Consider the following 18,103-nt stretch of genomic DNA (forward strand, 5'->3'; position numbering starts at 1 on the left):
GGAAATCGTGGCTGCGCCGTAAATTATTATCATTGTTTACAAGGGCGCAGCCCTAATTTTCAGGCCGCACGCAGTTAAGATAGCAAATCTTAAATAATTTGTTACATGAATCAGTTAAATGTGTGAAGCGTAGCATTTAAATCATAATAACTAATATGTTTCAGCCAGTTGAGAAAGGAGTATCACGATGAAAAAAGTGGGTGTAGTGCTCAGCGGATGTGGCGTGTATGACGGCGCAGAGATCCATGAAACTGTTCTCACGCTTCTGGCGATTGCCCGCAACGGTGCTCAGGCCGTCTGTTTCGCACCGGATAAACAACAAGCGGATGTGATTAATCATCTGACCGGCGAGCCGATGCAGGAAACGCGTAATGTGCTGATTGAAGCCGCCCGTATAACACGCGGTGATATTCGCCCACTTGCTCAGGCAGTCTCAACGGAACTGGATGCGTTGATCGTGCCAGGCGGGTTTGGCGCGGCCAAAAATCTGAGCAATTTTGCCAGCCAGGGCAGTGAGTGCCGGGTTGATAGCGACTTAGCTGCGCTGGCGGTGGCTATGCATCAGGCGGGTAAGCCGCTGGGATTTATGTGCATTGCGCCTGCAATGTTACCTAAAATTTTTGACTTTCCGCTACGTCTGACCATCGGTACTGATATTGATACGGCAGAGGTGCTGGAAGAGATGGGCGCAGAACATGTGCCTTGTCCGGTTGATGACATTGTCGTTGATGAAGACAACAAAATCGTCACCACTCCCGCCTATATGCTGGCGCAGGACATCGCTCAGGCCGCGAGTGGTATCGATAAACTGGTATCACGTGTGCTGGTGCTGGCTGAATGAGAAAAGGAGTTACCGCCTTTCTGCGACGTATCTTTCTGCGGGCGGTCGTTGTCCTCGCCGTATTCTGGGTCGGGGGCATCGCACTTTTCAGCGTGATGCCAGTCCCTTTCTCTGCCGTGATGGTCGAGCGGCAACTGAGCGCATGGCTGTCCGGTGATTTCGGTTATGTGGCGCACTCAGACTGGGTGAGCATGGATGAGATCTCACCGTGGATGGGACTGGCGGTGATCGCCGCGGAGGACCAGAAGTTTCCCGAGCACTGGGGATTCGATGTTTCCGCCATAGAGAAAGCGCTGGCGCACAACGAACGTAATGAAAACCGTATTCGCGGGGCGTCGACGTTATCGCAACAGACGGCAAAAAACCTCTTTCTGTGGGATGGACGTAGCTGGGTGCGTAAAGGTCTTGAAGCCGGGCTAACGCTGGGTATGGAAACCGTCTGGAGCAAGAAGCGTATTCTGACCGTTTACCTGAATATTGCTGAGTTTGGTGATGGGGTTTTCGGCGTGGAGGCAGCGGCGCAGCGCTATTTCCATAAGCCAGCCAGTCGGCTGAGTCTGTCTGAAGCGGCCTTGCTGGCGGCGGTATTACCCAATCCTTTGCGTTTTAAAGCGAATGCGCCTTCTGGTTATGTACGTAGCCGTCAGGCGTGGATTATGCGCCAAATGCGCCAGCTAGGCGGTGAGTCGTTTATGCGGGAAAATAAGCTGTATTAATGGGTTTATTGCCGGATACGGATCCGGCCTACGGGAGTGTGACGTTGCCGTGTAGGCCTGATGAGCGCAGCGCTTCAGGTACTCGACTAATCTTCATCAAATCCTGAATTAAACAGGGCAATCACCGCTGCCAGGGCTTCCACTTCCTGTGGACCCGTGGCTTCAACTTCTATCTGACGCCCTTTGGCGGAATCCAGCATCAGCAGAGCGATAACACTGTTTGCCTCGGCTTCCGTTCCTTCATCATTACGCAGCAAAACTTCTGCTTCAAAACCCTGCATCAATTCAAACAGTTTCATGGCTGGGCGAGCATGCATACCCAGCTTATTCGTGATTTCAACGGTTTGCTTCACGGTCATGATTTACGTTTTTCCAGCGTACGATGGCGTGACTGTACGTTTTTACCGCGTGAGCGGAAGTAGTCTGCCAGCTGCTCTGCAATATACACCGAACGGTGTTTCCCGCCGGTACAGCCGATAGCTACGGTGAGGTAGCTGCGGTTGTTGGTCTCCAGCATGGGTAACCATAGCTCAAGATAGCTGCGAGTCTGGTAGATAAAATTGTGTACTTCTGTGTGCCTGTCAAGGAAGGCGGCGACGGGGCGGTCAAGACCGGTCATCGGGCGCAGCTTCGGATCCCAGTGCGGGTTAGGCAGGAAGCGCACGTCAAAGACGTAATCCGCGTCAATTGGGATACCATGTTTGAAACCAAAGGATTCGAATACCATCGTCAACTCACGTTCACGCTTGCCCAGCAGGCGGGTACGCAACATTTCCGCCAGTTCGTGCACGGACATTTCGGAGGTATCCACGATCAGGTCAGCACGAGAGCGCAGCGGCTCCAGCAAATCGCTTTCCTTATCGATAGCGCTCTCCAGAGATAAGTTCTTGCTGGAAAGAGGATGCAGGCGACGCGTGTCGCTGTAGCGGCGAATCAGGGTGTTACGATCGGCGTCCAGGAACAGCAACTGTGGTGAGAAGCCTTCAGGCAGATTGTTCATTGCCTGCTCGAAAATCTCTGGGGACTCAGGCATGTTGCGCACATCAATGCTGACGGCCGCAGAAATCTGGCGATCGGCCAGAGTACGAGCCAGATCGGGCAACAGCACTACGGGAAGGTTATCCACGCAGTAAAAACCCATATCTTCCAGCGCTCGCAGGGCGACAGATTTTCCTGACCCCGAACGACCGCTGACGATCATCAGTACCATGTACTGTTTCTCCTCACAACGACAAAAAAGGATGCCATTGGGTTGTTATGCTTCATCCAGTCCACCTTCGGTGTCCGTGATGATTTGATACAACTCCTGGTCACTCTGTGCTGCGCGCAGGCGGCGGCAGATGGTTTTATCGGCCAGACGTTTGGCGACCAGCGACAACGTATGCAAATGCGTCTTGGTTTGGTCTGCCGGAACCAGCAGGGCGAAAAGCAGATCGACGGGTTGATTATCAATGGCGTCGAAAGCAATAGGCGTTTCAAGTTGCACAAACACGCCAACTGCGCGCATTGTGTCTTCTTCCAGCTTTCCGTGCGGGATAGCAATTCCATTACCGATGCCGGTACTGCCCATTTTTTCACGCGTCAGAATAGCTTCAAATACCACCTGAGAGGGCAAGCTGAGCTGTTTTGCCGCCAGTTCGCTGATGATTTCCAGCGCGCGTTTCTTGCTTTGGCAGTGAACGCCAGCGCGTGTACATTCCTGGTTAAGAACATTGCTCAGTTGTAGAGTCGTATCGTTATTTGTCATAATTTCACCTAAGCGCTAACTGTACAAATGGCCCGTTGTGCGACACAACAGGCCGTCCTGCACCCGCTAACTGCCCGGACAAGTTAGTGCTGTTTCAGTTTATCTTTATGTTTTGTTAACTGCCGAGCCAGTTTATCAATTAAACCGTCAATGGCGGCGTACATATCCTGACCTTCCGCGCTGGCATGAATTTCGCCACCGTTCACATGCAGTGTTGCGTCCGAGATATGTGTCACCTTCTCCACTTTCAACACAATATAGACCTGATTAATCCGGTCGAAATATTGTTCTAGCTTGGCGAATTTTGTATTAACAAAATCGCGTAAGGCTTCAGTGATTTCGACGTTGTTTCCAGTGATGTTGAGCTGCATAGTGTCTTCCTTATCGGTTGGGTCAGACCAGCTGTTTGCGCTGGTTCGACGGCGGAATGGATAAAGACTCTCGGTACTTCGCAACAGTGCGGCGTGCCACCATGATACCCTGTTCTGACAGCATAGAGGTTAACTTGCTGTCACTCAGCGGTTTCGCGGGGTTTTCCGCAGCAATTAATTTCTTCACCAGTGCACGGATAGCTGTGGATGAGGCTTCGCCTCCGCCTTCAGTGTTAACGTGACTGGAAAAGAAATACTTCAATTCAAAAATGCCGCGCGGACTGTGCAGATACTTTTGCGTGGTCACTCGGGAAATGGTCGATTCGTGCATCTCGACGGCCTGGGCGATATCCGCCAGCACCATCGGTTTCATAAACTCTTCGCCTTGATCAAAGAAGGCTTGCTGCTGTTCAACGATACAGCGACTGACGCGCAGCAGCGTATCATTGCGACTTTCCAGGCTTTTAATCAGCCACTTTGCATCCTGCAGATTGCTACGAATAAACTGGCTGTCAGCATCGTTGCGCGCGCTGTTGCACATGGCGGCGTAGTGCTGGTTAATCTGCAACCGTGGAATGCTGTCGCCGTTGAGTTCGACCACCCAGCGATCGTTATGCTTACGCACCAGTACATCCGGAATAACGTATTCTGGCTCCCCGGTCTGGATAGACTGCCCAGGTCTGGGGTCCAGGGACTGAATAAGATTGACGGCTTCTTTCAGCACATCTTCTTTCAGCCGGGTTACGCGCATCAGCGTGCGGAAGTCATGGTTGGCTAACAGATCGAGGTGATCGCTGATGATCAGGCGCGCTTCTTCCAGCCACGGCGTGGCTTTATCAAACTGTGAAAGTTGGATCAGTAAGCAGTCGCGGAGATCTTTGGCCGCCACGCCCACGGGATCAAAACGCTGAATGCGTTTAAGCACGGCTTCGATTTCGTCCATGCCGACGTCGTCATCGCCCATGCTTTCGAGAATATCGTCCAGGGTTACGGTGAGATAACCGGTTTCGTCTACCGCATCAACAATGGATGTCGCAATTGCGCGATCGGTATCCGAGAACGGGGTCAGCTCCACTTGCCACATCAGGTAATCCTGCAGCGATTGCGTGGTCTCACCCTGATACACAGGCAGTTCGTCGTCGATGTAATCCCCGCTGGTGCCAGAAGGCGTACCGGCGGTGTAAATTTCATCCCAACTGGCGTCAAGTGGCAGCTCCTCTGGCATCTCTTTTTGTTCGAGAGCATCTGCGGTGTCGAGGGATTCGCTGTCCTGTTTTTCCTGGGTATCAATTTCGTCGTGAAGATCGGTTTGCTCGAGCAGTGGGTTACTTTCCAGCGCTTGCTGAAGTTCTTGCTGAAGTTCCAGCGTGGACAGCTGCAACAGACGGATAGCCTGTTGTAGCTGAGGCGTCATCGCCAGTTGTTGGCTAAGCCTGAGTTGCAAACCTTGCTTCATGTTCAGAGTTGTTCTCTCCTGCGGTGACGTGAAGTCTTCTACCCTATCAGAGTCTGAAGTCTTCCCCAAGGTATACGCGTTTAACGTGCTCATCCTGCAGTATTTCTGTTGGCGTGCCATGCGCGATCAGGTGGCCCTGACTCACGATGTAGGCGCGCTCACACACTGCCAGCGTTTCGCGAACGTTATGGTCGGTAATCAGCACCCCAAGCCCGCTGTCGCGCAGATGTTCGATGATCCGTTTGATATCAATAACGGAAATCGGGTCAACACCAGCAAACGGTTCATCCAGCAGGATAAATTTCGGATTCGCGGCCAGTGCGCGGGCGATCTCCACGCGGCGTCGTTCACCACCGGAGAGCGACTGTCCCATGCTGTCACGCAGGTGTTCGATGTGGAACTCTTCCATCAGCTCGTTGGCGCGATCTTCCCGCTGCTCGCTGGTAAGATCGTCACGAATTTGCAGCACCGCCATCAGGTTATCAAACACGCTCAGGCGACGGAAAATAGACGCTTCCTGCGGCAAGTAGCCGATGCCGCGACGCGCGCGCGCATGCAAAGGCAGCAGGCTGATGTCTTCGTCATCAATGATAATGTTGCCCGCATCACGTGGGACAATGCCGACCACCATGTAAAAGGTCGTTGTCTTGCCCGCACCGTTAGGACCGAGCAGACCGACGATCTCCCCGGAGTTGACGGTCAGACTGACATCTTCCACCACACGGCGGCCCTTATAGGCTTTTGCAAGGTTCTTTGCAGTTAATGTTGCCATAACGAATCAGTTACCTTTTTTCTCTGCCGGAGCCTTGTTTTTGTCCTGCAACTGCGACGGTACCAGAACGGTGGTGACGCGTTTGCCTTTATCGCTGAAGGCCTGCATTTTCTGCTCTTTCACCAGATAGGTGATCTTATCGCCTGTGATGTTGCTATCGAGCTGTTCCAGGTAAGCCTTACCGGTGAGAACGACGAAGTCTTTCGCCAGTTCATAATGCATGTGTGAGGCGTGGCCTTTAACCGGTTTACCGTTGTCCTGCATCTGGTAAAAGGTTGCAGGATTACCGTAGCCATCAATGACTTCTTTACCGTCTTCACCGCCAGGGCGGGTTACGACGACTTTATCGGCGTTAATTTTGATGGTGCCCTGAGTCACAATCACATTGCCAGTAAAGGTCACCACGTTGCCTTGCATATCAAGAGACTGCTGGTCCGACTCAATGTGAATCGGCTGCTCGGTATCGCCGGTGACGGCGAATGCCGGGATGCTGGCGGCCAGAAGTGAGCTGGCAAGCACAAGATTAAGGCTGAGTTTGTTTGTTTTGGATTTCATATGAGGTTCTAACCTTTTCAATCAGCTCGGCGTTCTTGCTGCGTAAGTTGCCGCGCATCTTCAGTCCGCTGGAGTTAAATGTTGTGCCATATAACGTGACGAGATCATCGGAAGTGACGTCTTGTGTCACCAGGTTAATCTGTGCGTTATCGGTCGTCATTCTGCGTAGTTGAGAGTCGGGCACCAGGGCGTTGACCTCAACATGGCCGTACAGATATAGCATCCGATCGTTGGTCAATTTTGCTTTATCAGCCTTGATCGTCCAGGTCGGTACTTTATCCTTATCAAATGTGGTTAATACCGGTTGAGTAAACCACGAAACCGCTTGTTCCGAATAATATTCAACGTTTTGCGCGATCAAGTGATAGCTCAGTGCGCCTTCGGGACTATACACAACGGTATCAGTATGTTCGCTCTTATAGGTTGGCTCGTTGTTATTTACGACGACCTCAGCGGTGTCGTCTTTGTCTGCCAGATTAATACCAATCATCACAAGGACAGCCAGCGACAGTAGAATGATAACCCAACGTCTGGTTTTGCTCATATCGATTGCCCTTTGGCCTCGTCCAGTTTGCCCTGCGCCAGGAGTAATAAATCGCAGACTTCACGTACCGCGCCGCGTCCCCCATCGATGCGGGTGACATAATCGGCCCGCGGGATCAGCAAAGGATGAGCATCCGCCACCGCCACGCTTAATCCCACTTGTGCCATCACCGGCCAGTCGATCAGATCATCGCCAACGTACGCAACATTTTCAGGAGCGATCGCCAGTTTGCTAAGGAGATCGTTAAAGGCGACCAGTTTGTCTGACTGCCCCTGATACAAATGCGTGATCCCCAATGTGGCACAGCGATCTTCTACAAGTTTAGCCTTTCGTCCGGTAATAATGGCAACCTCGATACCGGAAGTGAGCGCACAGCGAATTCCGTAACCATCGCGGACGTTAAAAGCCTTCAGCTCTTCACCGTTGTTGCCCATATAAATCAGACCATCAGACAGTACGCCATCCACATCCAGGATCAGCAAACGGATGTTCTCTGCCCGGGTGATAACGTCTGTGCTGACGGGTCCATAACAGGTCGCAAGCGACGCACCTGCTTTACTCATTTTCTTTATCCTTGAGTTTCTTACACTACACCTGCACGCAGCAGATCATGCATATGTAACACACCAAGTAACCGGTCGCCATCAGCAACCATTACCGAGGTGATATGGCGGGACTGCATTAAGTTCAGGGCATCGACGGCAAGAATGCCCGGACGCACGCGAATGCCGCCAGGGGTCATCACATCGGCAATGCCTAACTGGCGAACATCAACGCCCATATCGAAGACGCGACGTAAATCGCCATCGGTGAAAATACCGTCAATCTTCATGTCATCATCGCAAATGACGGTCATGCCGAGATTTTTACGCGTGATCTCAAGTAAGGCGTCACGCAGGCTGGCGCTTTTAGTCACATGCGGGATCTCATCGCCCGTATGCATAATATCGTTAACGCGCAGTAAAAGCTTACGGCCTAGTGCGCCACCGGGATGAGATAACGCAAAATCTTCCGCGGTAAAGCCACGCGCTTTTAATAATGCCACGGCTAGCGCATCGCCCATCACCAGCGTTGCGGTCGTGCTGCTGGTCGGCGCCAGGCCTAACGGGCAAGCTTCCTTGGGCACTTTAACACACAGATGCACATCTGCCGCACGCGCCATGCTGCTTTCCGGACGACCGGTCATGCAGATAAGCGGTACATGAAGACGTTTTAACACCGGGATTAACGCCGCTATCTCATTGGATTCACCGGAGTTAGAGATGGCGATGACTACATCCTGCGGCGAGACCATGCCCAGATCGCCATGTGCGGCTTCGCCTGGATGCACGAAAAATGAGGGGGTGCCGGTGCTGGCAAATGTGGCCGCCATTTTCCGCCCGATATGTCCGGATTTCCCCATCCCCATCACTACAACTTTGCCCGGGCAACTGAATATTTTCTCGCAGGCGAGAGTAAAATTTTGGTTGATGTACTGATCAAGCTCCGCCAGGCCTTCACGTTCAATTGCCAGGACTTCCTTGCCTGCTTGCTGAAAGTCAAAACCCGGTTGCAACTCTAAGTGCGACATAATGCGTTTCCAGTTATCCAACGAGAAGTGGCGATAACCAATACAGCATCGCCAGCCATATGATAAAACCGCCGGTCAGCAGCGCACCCGCGCCGCGACCAATCTGGCGCGGACGTCGCCAGCAGAGTAGTGCAAAAATTACGCTCACCAGCAGCATGACGCTATAGTCACGGGTGAAGGCCATCGGATTGACTTCACCCGGCGTAATCAGCGCCGGCAGTCCGAGGACGATAACAATATTAAAAATGTTCGCGCCGATGATGTTGCCGACGGCAATATCGTTTTCACCTTTACGCAGACCCGCAATTGCCGTTGCCAGCTCCGGCAGGCTGGTACCAATGGCGACCACAGTCAGCCCGATGGTGAGTTCGCTCATGGCGAAGTAGTTCGCCAGTACGGTTGCGTTATCTACCACCATACGCGTTGCCATTGGCATAATAATTAGCGCAATACCCAACCACAAAAATGCGACCGGTAACCCGCCTTCGCGTGGCAGTTCCGCGATCTGCTCGCGGGTCAGGCTGTCGTTACCTTGTCGCTCAGCCAGACGGGCGATTTTAACAATGAATAACAGCCATAGCACGGCCAGAAGCAGAAGAAAGAAACCATCGCTGCGACTCAATTGCCCGTCATACAGGACCGATGCGGCTAAGATGCTTACCAGCAACATTAGCGGTAATTCACGACGCAGAACATCAGAATGCACGGTAAAAGGATGAATCAGCGCCGACAGGCCTAAAATAAGCAGAATGTTGGTAATGTTAGAGCCGATGGCGGTACCGACGGCTAAATCAAGCTGCCCGTTCATCGATGCGGCAACGGAGACAATTATCTCGGGTAACGATGTACCAATGCTGACCACGGTCATCCCGATGATAATGGGGGGAATACCGAAGTTTCGACATAAAATGGATGCGGCAAATACCAGTCGGTCGGCACCGTAGACCACCAGAAGTAAACCAATTATTAACAGCGCCGTCGCTAAAAGCATCTAAAGTCCTTTCTTCAGGTATACTCGCCGGTCCACTTGAAGGATTTCTGGAAGCCGTCACGAATTCTTAATTTTGACTTTATGCGGCTAAAAAGTAAAACAAATGCCAGCTTTCGCTAACCAGGACAGGTAATAATCTGTAAATATGTTGGGTTCAGGGCTAAATTGAGCGCCAAACTCTTCGATCAACGAGGCAATAGTAAAGGATGAATCAATGGGTCAGTCTGTGGCGAATCTAATCGATATGCGCGATGTCAGCTTTTCCCGAGGCGACCGCTGCATTTTTGATAATATTTCCCTGACGGTGCCGCGTGGTAAGGTGACGGCGATCATGGGGCCATCAGGCATCGGCAAAACGACGCTGTTGCGTCTGATCGGCGGACAAATCTCCCCGGATAAGGGCGAGATCCTGTTTGACGGCGAAAATGTCCCGGCCATGTCCCGTTCGCGTTTATTTACCGTGCGTAAGCGCATGAGCATGCTATTCCAGTCTGGTGCGCTGTTTACTGATATGAATGTGTTTGACAACGTAGCATACCCGTTGCGCGAGCATACAACGCTGCCTGCGCCGCTGCTGAAAAGCACGGTAATGATGAAGCTCGAGGCCGTTGGCCTGCGGGGCGCGGCAAAATTAATGCCTTCTGAATTATCCGGTGGGATGGCGCGTCGTGCCGCGTTAGCACGTGCTATCGCGCTGGAGCCAGACCTTATTATGTTTGATGAGCCGTTTGTCGGCCAGGATCCCATCACCATGGGCGTGCTGGTGAAGCTGATTTCTGAACTGAACAGCGCACTGGGCGTCACCTGCGTGGTGGTTTCCCATGATGTGCCAGAAGTGCTGAGTATTGCGGATTACGCCTATATTATGGCGGACAAAAAAATAGTGGCCTACGGTAGTGCTCAGGCGCTGCAAGAAAATGCCGATCCGCGTGTGCGTCAGTTCCTCGATGGCATTGCCGATGGACCGGTTCCGTTCCGTTACCCGGCGGGCGACTACCACATCGATTTACTCAAAACAGGGAGTTAAGCTACCCATGTTGTTAAATGCGCTGGCATCACTCGGACATCGGGGAATAAAAACCCTCAGGACGTTCGGGCGAGCCGGATTAATGTTGTTCAATGCAGTTGTCGGCAAGCCGGAGTTTCGCAAACATGCGCCGCTGCTGATACGCCAGCTCTATAATGTCGGTGTCTTATCGATGCTGATCATTATTGTTTCTGGCGTGTTCATCGGCATGGTGCTGGGGTTGCAGGGATACCTGGTGCTGACGACCTACAGTGCGGAAACCAGCCTCGGTATGCTGGTGGCGCTGTCATTGCTACGTGAGCTGGGGCCGGTGGTTGCGGCGCTGTTGTTTGCCGGGCGGGCCGGATCGGCCTTAACCGCAGAGATTGGCCTGATGCGGGCGACCGAGCAGCTTTCCAGCCTGGAAATGATGGCCGTCGATCCACTGCGCCGAGTGATCTCCCCACGTTTTTGGGCCGGTGTCATTTCATTGCCGCTGCTGACGATTATATTTGTCGCGGTGGGGATCTGGGGTGGGTCGTTGGTTGGCGTAAGCTGGAAAGGTATTGATGCAGGCTTTTTCTGGTCGGCTATGCAAAATGCCGTCGACTGGCGTCTGGATCTGGTCAACTGCCTGATTAAGAGCGTGGTGTTTGCCATTACGGTCACCTGGATTGCATTGTTCAATGGTTATGATGCTATCCCGACCTCTGCCGGGATTAGCCGGGCAACGACACGCACCGTAGTGCACGCCTCTCTTGCCGTTCTGGGGCTGGATTTTGTGCTGACCGCACTGATGTTTGGGAATTGAGTTCATGCAAACGAAAAAAAATGAAATTTGGGTCGGGTTATTCCTGCTGGTTGCGCTGCTGGCCGCGCTGTTTGTCTGCCTGAAGGCGGCGAACGTCACCTCAATGCGTACTGAACCGACTTATACGATTTATGCGACCTTTGATAATATCGGCGGTCTGAGAGAGCGCTCTCCGGTGCGGATTGGCGGGGTCGTGGTAGGACGCGTATCGGACATCTCGTTAGATCAGAAAACGTACCTGCCGCGCGTGACGCTGGAAATTGAATCGCGTTTTAACCATATTCCTGACACCAGTTCTCTGAGCATCCGTACTTCCGGTCTGTTGGGCGAACAGTATCTGGCATTGAACGTAGGTTTTGAAGATCCTGAGCTGGGAACGTCTATCCTCAAAGATGGCGGTACGATTCAGGACACGAAATCTGCGATGGTGCTGGAAGATATGATTGGTCAGTTCCTTTACAACAGCAACAGTAAAGGTGATGACAATAAGAATTCTGGCGATGCGCCAGCCGCAACTGAAGGCAATAATGAAGCCACTACGCCTGCGGGCGCAACGAAATAATCTCAGGAGAATCGACGTATGTTTAAACGATTGATGATGGTGGCTATGCTGGTGATTGCTCCACTTAGCGCGGCAACCGCAGCGGACCAGACGAACCCGTACAAACTGATGGATGAGGCGGCGCAGAAGACGTTTGACCGTCTGAAGAACGAGCAACCTAAAATCCGTTCCAACCCGGATTACCTGCGTCAGGTGGTCGATCAGGAACTGCTGCCTTACGTGCAAGTTAAGTATGCAGGCGCACTGGTACTGGGCCGCTACTACAAAGATGCGACACCGGCTCAGCGTGACGCCTATTTCGCCGCATTCCGTGAATATCTGAAGCAGGCTTACGGTCAGGCGCTGGCGATGTACCACGGCCAGACCTATCAGATTGCCCCTGAGCAGCCGCTGGGTGATGCGACCATCGTGCCTATCCGCGTAACCATCATCGATCCAAACGGTCGTCCTCCGGTACGTCTGGATTTCCAGTGGCGTAAAAATTCCCAGACGGGTAACTGGCAGGCGTATGACATGATTGCTGAAGGCGTAAGTATGATCACCACCAAACAGAATGAGTGGAGCGACCTGCTGCGTACGAAAGGTATTGATGGCCTGACGGCACAGCTGAAATCTATTTCTCAGCAGAAAATCACGCTGGAAGAGAAAAAATAATGACGCAGTCACTCACCTGGATGCGTGAAGGCGACAAGCTGGTGCTGGTGGGAGAGCTGGATCAGGACGTGTTAAACCCATTATGGGATGCGCGAGTTGAGGCGATGAAAGGGGTATCCTGCATCGACCTGAACCAGATTTCCCGGGTGGATACCGGTGGTCTGGCATTACTGCTGCACCTGATTAATGAGGGCAAGCAGCAGGGGAACAGCGTTTCGCTCGCTGGCGTTAACGATAAAGTGTACACGCTGGCGCAGCTTTACAATTTGCCTGACGACGTTCTTCCGCGTTAATTTTTGTAAGCCGGATAAGGTCTTGTGCCGCCATCCGGCAAATCCTCTGCGGGGGATCTGCCACTAAAGCCTTGTCTGATTTATCAGCGGGGCTTTTTGCTTATTTATGACAGCGCCACTTTGCTCTAAGATGTTGGGCTGTTTTCACTATCTGACGAATGAAGAGCCCATGGAAAATAATGAAATTCAGAGCGTGCTGATGAATGCACTCTCCCTCCAGGAAGTCCACGTTTCTGGCGACGGCAGTCACTTTCAGGTTATTGCCGTGGGTGAGATGTTTGAAGGCATGAGCCGGGTCAAGAAACAGCAATCGGTCTATGGCCCGTTGATGGAGTACATTGCGGACAACCGCATTCATGCCGTGTCGATTAAGGCGTTTACTCCAGCGGAATGGGCGCGCGATCGCAAACTTAACGGTTTTTGAGCTACGGGTGATATGCCGGTAGCGAAGATAAATTCTTAACAGAGAACAGAATAATGGATAAATTTCGTGTTCAGGGGCCAACCAAGCTCCAGGGCGAAGTCACAATTTCAGGCGCTAAAAACGCCGCGCTGCCGATCCTGTTTGCGGCGCTGCTGGCTGAAGAACCTGTAGAGATCCAGAACGTCCCGAAACTGAAGGATGTTGACACCTCAATGAAGCTGCTGAGCCAGTTGGGGGCGAAAGTTGAGCGTAATGGTTCTGTGCACATTGATGCACGTGACGTGAACGTCTTCTGTGCGCCGTACGATCTGGTCAAAACCATGCGTGCATCCATCTGGGCGCTTGGGCCGCTGGTTGCCCGCTTTGGCCAGGGCCAGGTTTCACTGCCGGGCGGCTGCACCATCGGCGCACGTCCGGTTGACCTGCACATTACTGGTCTGGAGCAGTTAGGCGCGACTATTAAGCTTGAAGAAGGCTATGTGAAAGCGTCCGTTGATGGCCGCCTGAAAGGCGCGCATATCGTCATGGACAAAGTGAGCGTCGGCGCGACGGTCACTATCATGTGCGCAGCAACGCTTGCCGAAGGCACTACCATCATCGAAAACGCCGCGCGTGAGCCGGAGATCGTGGATACCGCGAACTTCCTGATTGCGCTGGGCGCAAAAATCACAGGCCAGGGTACCGATCGTATTACTATCGAAGGCGTTGAGCGCCTCGGCGGCGGTGTGTATCGCGTTCTGCCTGACCGCATCGAAACCGGTACTTTCCTGGTCGCAGCGGCAATTTCTCGCGGCAAAATTATCTGCCGCAATGCACAACCTGACACGCTGGATGCCGTTCTGGCGAAGCTGCGTGATGCGGGAGCGGATATCGAAGTCGGTGACGACTGGATCAGCCTGGACATGCACGGTAAACGTCCGAAAGCGGTCAATGTGCGCACGGCACCGCACCCGGCGTTCCCTACCGATATGCAGGCCCAGTTCACGTTGCTGAACCTGGTGGCAGAAGGTACGGGCTTCATCACGGAAACCGTGTTTGAGAACCGCTTTATGCACGTGCCTGAGCTGAGCCGTATGGGCGCTCACGCAGAAATCGAAAGCAATACCGTGATTTGCCACGGCGTGGAAACGCTCTCCGGAGCACAGGTTATGGCGACCGATTTGCGCGCATCTGCAAGCCTCGTGCTGGCAGGGTGTATTGCTGAAGGTACGACGGTAGTCGATCGCATTTATCACATCGATCGCGGCTATGAGCGCATCGAAGATAAACTGCGCGCGCTGGGCGCAAACATTGAGCGCGTGAAAGGCGAGTAATCGTCTACGTCTCTTATAACCCCCAGTTCTATGAGCCGGGGGTTACTACTCATCAGTGTTCATTCAGGATTCTGTTTCTCTTTGCGTCCCCTCATCATCCGCGTTCTGTCGATAAACTCATGTGTTTTTGCATCGTGATAGCGTGACGGCCAAATCACCCACGGGTCGGTTCCCAACGATCGGGCGATAATCAACTCACCTTTTGGCCATGGGCGTGTTAACGCATTGGCCAGCGTTGATGAGCTTAATCCATTTTTACGTGATTCAGCGGCCATAGAGGTCCCTTTCTTGCGCAGTCCGGCGATGATATCGGCCGGATGCCAGTCAATCAGCTTGTTTTCCATAAACTCATCTCTCCTTTGGTTATCGACTTATGGTTCCACGATCGGTTGTGGAGATACTATAACGCCCGGAGAACGAATGTTCTAAAATGTTCATGTAAAGTGTGAGTATATTCAGAATATGCCAAATTTATGCGAAAATTGCTGGAGAGGGGGAAGTATTTATTGGAATTTATAAAAGCATCCCGTGCAGGGCACGGGATGATGAAAGATGCCGCAGGGTATTAACGGTCGCGCTGTACGGCGATATGCGCCAGACCAATCAGCGCTTCTCTCCACGGCGTATCAGGCAGTACCTGCAGAGCAGCGATGGCCTTATCAGCCTCTTCTTCTGCACGTTGGCGAGTCCACTCCAGGGAACCACAGGCGTTCATCGCTTCCAGAACAGGCTCCAGAAGGTGACGGCCATTACCCTGCTCAATAGCTTGGCGGATCATTTGTGCTTGTTCAGGGGTGCCGTGGCGCATGGCATGCAGCAGCGGCAGCGTTGGTTTGCCCTCGTTGAGGTCATCACCGACGTTTTTACCCAGTTGCTCACCATCCGCGTTGTAATCCAGCAAATCGTCAATTAACTGGAAAGCAGTACCGAGATAACGGCCATAATCCTGCAACCCTTTCTCTTGTTCTTCGCTGCAACCAGCCAGAATGCCAGAGCATTGGGCAGCCGCTTCAAACAAACGCGCAGTCTTACTGTAGATAACGCGCATATAGTTTTCTTCAGTGATGTCCGGGTCGTTGACGTTCATCAACTGCAAGACTTCACCTTCGGCGATGACGTTGACCGCTTTCGACATGACTTCCAGCACTTTCAGCGAACCGAGGCTGGTCATCATCTGAAAAGCGCGGGTATAGATAAAATCGCCGACCAGCACGCTGGCCGCATTGCCAAACGCCGCATTCGCCGTGGCTTTTCCGCGGCGCATGTCGGACTCATCCACAACATCGTCGTGCAACAGGGTCGCGGTGTGGATAAACTCGATGAGGGCTGCAATCGTAACGTGCGCATTTTCCTGGTAGCCAACTGCACGCGCGGCGAGTACGGCGATCATTGGGCGAATGCGTTTTCCGCCGCCGCTAACGATGTAGTACCCCAGTTGATTGATCAGCTGCACGTCGGAATCGAGCTGTTCAAGGATTGTCGCATTGACCCCCGCCATATCTTGCGCGGTTAACTCATTGATTTTTTCTAAATTCATCGCAAAAGCCGGGCTTCTCGCCCCGATTACCTCACTGTATCGGAAGGTAACGTCGGGTTTAGGGTTATAAATATATGCTGATTGTACTGAAAAAACGCCATAGATAAACGTTACCGTACGTGTTGTGTTTTTTTTCTTCATGTATTGACGTAGCACTTGTCAAAGGCTCGCGTTTTGCGTAATATTCGCGCCCTATTGTGAATATTTATAGCGCACTCTGAATCATCAAAAAGGTGTGCGCGGAAGCGGAGTTTTTTATGTACGCGGTTTTCCAAAGTGGTGGTAAACAACACCGAGTAAGCGAAGGTCAGACCGTTCGCCTGGAAAAGCTGGACATCGCAACTGGCGAATCTGTTGAATTCGCAGAAGTTCTGATGATCGCAAACGGTGAAGAAGTCAAAATCGGCGTTCCTTTCGTTGATGGCGGCGTTATCAAAGCTGAAGTTGTTGCTCACGGTCGTGGCGAGAAAGTTAAAATTGTTAAGTTTCGTCGTCGTAAACACTACCGTAAGCAGCAGGGCCATCGTCAGTGGTTCACTGATGTAAAAATCACTGGCATCAGCGCTTAAGTTAAGGGGAGCAGATTAAATGGCACATAAAAAGGCTGGCGGCTCGACTCGTAACGGTCGCGATTCAGAAGCTAAACGTCTGGGCGTAAAACGCTTCGGCGGTGAAACAGTTCTGGCTGGTAGCATCATCGTTCGTCAACGTGGTACTAAATTCCACGCTGGTTCCAACGTTGGTTGCGGCAAAGACCACACTCTGTTTGCTAAAGCAGACGGTAAAGTGAAATTTGAAGTGAAAGGCCCGAAAAACCGTAAATTCATCAGCATCGTTGCTGAATAAGTTTTTCGCGTCCCGGTAACGGATAAAAGCCCCGCAACACGTTGCGGGGCTTTTTACATTCGACGGCCGGTAAATACGCTCGTCGCGCCGTGATAACCCGGAAACGAGCCCTTGCAGGGAATACGGCATGAAGCAGCAGGCAGGTATTGGTATTCTGTTAGCACTCACAACGGCAGTATGTTGGGGCGCTTTGCCAATAGCGATGAAGCAAGTGCTGGAGGTGATGGAGCCTCCTACCGTGGTGTTCTACCGTTTTTTAATGGCAAGCATTGGCCTTGGCGCTATTCTTGCGGTTAAAAAAAAGCTCCCTCCGTTGCGTATTTTTCGCAAAGCGCGTTGGCTGATCCTGTTGGCTATCGCTACCGGTGGGTTGTTCGGTAACTTCATTCTGTTTAGTTCATCCTTGCAATATTTGAGCCCAACGGCTTCGCAGGTTATCGGTCAGCTGTCACCGGTTGGTATGATGATTGCCAGCGTCTTTATCCTGAAAGAAAAGATGCGCGGTACGCAGGTGATTGGCGCCATTATGCTTCTGAGCGGCCTGGTTCTGTTTTTTAATACCAGTCTGATCGAAATTTTTACCCGACTCACCGATTACACCTGGGGCGTTATCTTTGGTGTTGGTGCGGCGATGGTCTGGGTGAGCTATGGGGTCGCGCAAAAGGTGTTATTGCGCCGCCTGGCATCACCGCAGATCCTGTTTTTACTGTACACTTTATGTACGATTGCGTTGTTGCCGTTGGCTAAACCCGGTGTCATCACGCAGCTCAGTGACTGGCAGTTGGCATGCCTTGTATTCTGCGGCCTGAATACGCTGGTAGGATACGGTGCTCTCGCGGAAGCGATGGCGCGTTGGCAGGCGGCACAGGTGAGCGCCATTATTACGCTCACTCCGCTGTTTACGTTGTTATTTTCAGATTTATTATCACTGGCCTGGCCCGATTTCTTCGCCAGACCGATGCTAAACCTATTAGGTTATCTCGGTGCGTTTATCGTGGTTGCGGGCGCGATGTATTCCGCCATTGGTCATCGAATTTGGGGCGGTTTACGTAAGCATGAAACGGTGGTTTCGCAGCCCCGCTCAGGCGAATGAT

At 52.3% G+C, this 18,103-nt stretch carries 25 protein-coding genes; 12 read left to right on the forward strand and 13 right to left on the reverse strand.

The annotated features are described in order from the left end of the window. Window positions 1–187: 187 nt before the first annotated feature. Together elbB and mtgA are read left to right on the forward strand one after the other, a co-directional pair. On the forward strand, window positions 188–841 hold the full coding sequence (elbB, locus tag HVZ39_RS02395) for an isoprenoid biosynthesis glyoxalase ElbB (RefSeq protein WP_016154692.1): 654 nt from the start codon (window positions 188–190) through the stop codon (window positions 839–841). Then, entirely contained in the window at window positions 838–1,557 is a 720-nt protein-coding gene (gene mtgA, locus HVZ39_RS02400) for a monofunctional biosynthetic peptidoglycan transglycosylase (protein WP_181633188.1), read from the forward strand. Before elbB ends, mtgA begins: the two co-directional genes overlap by 4 nt. Window positions 1,558–1,643: 86 nt before the next feature. Here the strand turns inward: mtgA and npr are convergent, their stop codons facing one another. From npr to HVZ39_RS02455, 11 genes are all read right to left on the reverse strand, one after another. Further along, a complete protein-coding gene (gene npr, locus HVZ39_RS02405) occupies window positions 1,644–1,916 on the reverse strand; it encodes a PTS phosphocarrier protein NPr (protein WP_003828770.1) in 273 nt (90 codons plus the stop codon). Beyond that, a complete protein-coding gene (rapZ, locus tag HVZ39_RS02410) occupies window positions 1,913–2,767 on the reverse strand; it encodes an RNase adapter RapZ (protein ID WP_003025085.1) in 855 nt (284 codons plus the stop codon). Before rapZ ends, npr begins: the two co-directional genes overlap by 4 nt. A gap of 45 nt (window positions 2,768–2,812) precedes the next feature. Next, window positions 2,813–3,304 (reverse strand): PTS IIA-like nitrogen regulatory protein PtsN, encoded by a 492-nt coding sequence (gene ptsN, locus HVZ39_RS02415; protein WP_016154690.1) that lies wholly within the window; start codon window positions 3,302–3,304, stop codon window positions 2,813–2,815. Window positions 3,305–3,387: 83 nt separating this feature from the next. Continuing rightward, the gene (gene hpf, locus HVZ39_RS02420; protein WP_003025078.1) at window positions 3,388–3,675 is read right to left on the reverse strand and encodes a ribosome hibernation promoting factor; all 288 of its coding nucleotides are present in this window, start codon (window positions 3,673–3,675) and stop codon (window positions 3,388–3,390) included. Between the two features lie 22 nt (window positions 3,676–3,697). Then, entirely contained in the window at window positions 3,698–5,131 is a 1,434-nt protein-coding gene (gene rpoN / locus HVZ39_RS02425; protein ID WP_016154689.1) for an RNA polymerase factor sigma-54, read from the reverse strand. A 46-nt stretch (window positions 5,132–5,177) separates the two neighbouring features. Next, on the reverse strand, window positions 5,178–5,903 hold the full coding sequence (gene lptB, locus HVZ39_RS02430; RefSeq protein ID WP_003025073.1) for an LPS export ABC transporter ATP-binding protein: 726 nt from the start codon (window positions 5,901–5,903) through the stop codon (window positions 5,178–5,180). Window positions 5,904–5,909: 6 nt separating this feature from the next. Further along, window positions 5,910–6,458, reverse strand: coding sequence for a lipopolysaccharide ABC transporter substrate-binding protein LptA (gene lptA / locus HVZ39_RS02435; protein ID WP_047358523.1), 549 nt, complete (start codon window positions 6,456–6,458; stop codon window positions 5,910–5,912). After that, complete coding sequence (gene lptC / locus HVZ39_RS02440) at window positions 6,427–7,002, reverse strand: LPS export ABC transporter periplasmic protein LptC (RefSeq protein ID WP_047358522.1); 576 nt, start codon at window positions 7,000–7,002, stop codon at window positions 6,427–6,429. Before lptC ends, lptA begins: the two co-directional genes overlap by 32 nt. After that, window positions 6,999–7,565, reverse strand: coding sequence for a 3-deoxy-manno-octulosonate-8-phosphatase KdsC (gene kdsC, locus HVZ39_RS02445; protein ID WP_046276014.1), 567 nt, complete (start codon window positions 7,563–7,565; stop codon window positions 6,999–7,001). Before kdsC ends, lptC begins: the two co-directional genes overlap by 4 nt. Window positions 7,566–7,585: 20 nt before the next feature. Continuing rightward, the gene (gene kdsD, locus HVZ39_RS02450) at window positions 7,586–8,572 is read right to left on the reverse strand and encodes an arabinose-5-phosphate isomerase KdsD (protein ID WP_016154685.1); all 987 of its coding nucleotides are present in this window, start codon (window positions 8,570–8,572) and stop codon (window positions 7,586–7,588) included. A 13-nt stretch (window positions 8,573–8,585) separates the two neighbouring features. Then, window positions 8,586–9,563 (reverse strand): calcium/sodium antiporter, encoded by a 978-nt coding sequence (locus HVZ39_RS02455; RefSeq protein ID WP_016154684.1) that lies wholly within the window; start codon window positions 9,561–9,563, stop codon window positions 8,586–8,588. Between the two features lie 214 nt (window positions 9,564–9,777). Here HVZ39_RS02455 and mlaF point away from each other — a divergent pair, with 214 nt between their 5' ends. From mlaF to murA, 7 genes are all read left to right on the forward strand, one after another. After that, window positions 9,778–10,590 (forward strand): phospholipid ABC transporter ATP-binding protein MlaF, encoded by an 813-nt coding sequence (gene mlaF, locus HVZ39_RS02460; RefSeq protein WP_016154683.1) that lies wholly within the window; start codon window positions 9,778–9,780, stop codon window positions 10,588–10,590. 7 nt (window positions 10,591–10,597) lie between these two features. Beyond that, window positions 10,598–11,380: a lipid asymmetry maintenance ABC transporter permease subunit MlaE gene (mlaE, locus tag HVZ39_RS02465; protein ID WP_003025053.1), complete on the forward strand. Its 783-nt coding sequence runs from the start codon at window positions 10,598–10,600 to the stop codon at window positions 11,378–11,380. Between the two features lie 4 nt (window positions 11,381–11,384). Continuing rightward, window positions 11,385–11,942, forward strand: coding sequence for an outer membrane lipid asymmetry maintenance protein MlaD (gene mlaD, locus HVZ39_RS02470; protein ID WP_016154682.1), 558 nt, complete (start codon window positions 11,385–11,387; stop codon window positions 11,940–11,942). 18 nt (window positions 11,943–11,960) lie between these two features. Further along, window positions 11,961–12,596, forward strand: a complete 636-nt coding sequence (gene mlaC, locus HVZ39_RS02475) for a phospholipid-binding protein MlaC (RefSeq protein WP_016154681.1) — start codon at window positions 11,961–11,963, stop codon at window positions 12,594–12,596. Next, window positions 12,596–12,889, forward strand: a complete 294-nt coding sequence (gene mlaB / locus HVZ39_RS02480; protein WP_016154680.1) for a lipid asymmetry maintenance protein MlaB — start codon at window positions 12,596–12,598, stop codon at window positions 12,887–12,889. Before mlaC ends, mlaB begins: the two co-directional genes overlap by 1 nt. Before the next feature lie 169 nt (window positions 12,890–13,058). After that, window positions 13,059–13,313, forward strand: a complete 255-nt coding sequence (gene ibaG, locus HVZ39_RS02485; protein ID WP_003025040.1) for a BolA family iron metabolism protein IbaG — start codon at window positions 13,059–13,061, stop codon at window positions 13,311–13,313. A gap of 53 nt (window positions 13,314–13,366) precedes the next feature. Next, window positions 13,367–14,626, forward strand: a complete 1,260-nt coding sequence (murA, locus tag HVZ39_RS02490) for a UDP-N-acetylglucosamine 1-carboxyvinyltransferase (RefSeq protein ID WP_003839949.1) — start codon at window positions 13,367–13,369, stop codon at window positions 14,624–14,626. A gap of 59 nt (window positions 14,627–14,685) precedes the next feature. Here murA and sfsB read toward each other — a convergent pair whose 3' ends face one another. Together sfsB and ispB are read right to left on the reverse strand one after the other, a co-directional pair. Then, window positions 14,686–14,970: a DNA-binding transcriptional regulator SfsB gene (sfsB, locus tag HVZ39_RS02495; RefSeq protein WP_016154679.1), complete on the reverse strand. Its 285-nt coding sequence runs from the start codon at window positions 14,968–14,970 to the stop codon at window positions 14,686–14,688. A gap of 221 nt (window positions 14,971–15,191) precedes the next feature. Next, a complete protein-coding gene (ispB, locus tag HVZ39_RS02500) occupies window positions 15,192–16,163 on the reverse strand; it encodes an octaprenyl diphosphate synthase (protein ID WP_181633189.1) in 972 nt (323 codons plus the stop codon). A 257-nt stretch (window positions 16,164–16,420) separates the two neighbouring features. On the opposite strand from ispB, the gene rplU reads away from it, so the two are divergent. The 3 genes from rplU to HVZ39_RS02515 all read left to right on the forward strand — a co-directional run bounded on the left by rplU (window position 16,421) and on the right by HVZ39_RS02515 (window position 18,102). Further along, on the forward strand, window positions 16,421–16,732 hold the full coding sequence (gene rplU, locus HVZ39_RS02505; RefSeq protein WP_003025032.1) for a 50S ribosomal protein L21: 312 nt from the start codon (window positions 16,421–16,423) through the stop codon (window positions 16,730–16,732). Between the two features lie 19 nt (window positions 16,733–16,751). Beyond that, on the forward strand, window positions 16,752–17,009 hold the full coding sequence (rpmA, locus tag HVZ39_RS02510) for a 50S ribosomal protein L27 (protein WP_003025030.1): 258 nt from the start codon (window positions 16,752–16,754) through the stop codon (window positions 17,007–17,009). A 127-nt stretch (window positions 17,010–17,136) separates the two neighbouring features. After that, entirely contained in the window at window positions 17,137–18,102 is a 966-nt protein-coding gene (locus HVZ39_RS02515; RefSeq protein ID WP_016154677.1) for a DMT family transporter, read from the forward strand. Window position 18,103: the final 1 nt, after the last annotated feature.

Origin of the sequence: Citrobacter sp. RHB35-C21, assembly GCF_013816515.1 — a bacterium.
In the GTDB taxonomy this organism is placed as follows: Bacteria; Pseudomonadota; Gammaproteobacteria; order Enterobacterales; family Enterobacteriaceae; genus Citrobacter; species Citrobacter braakii.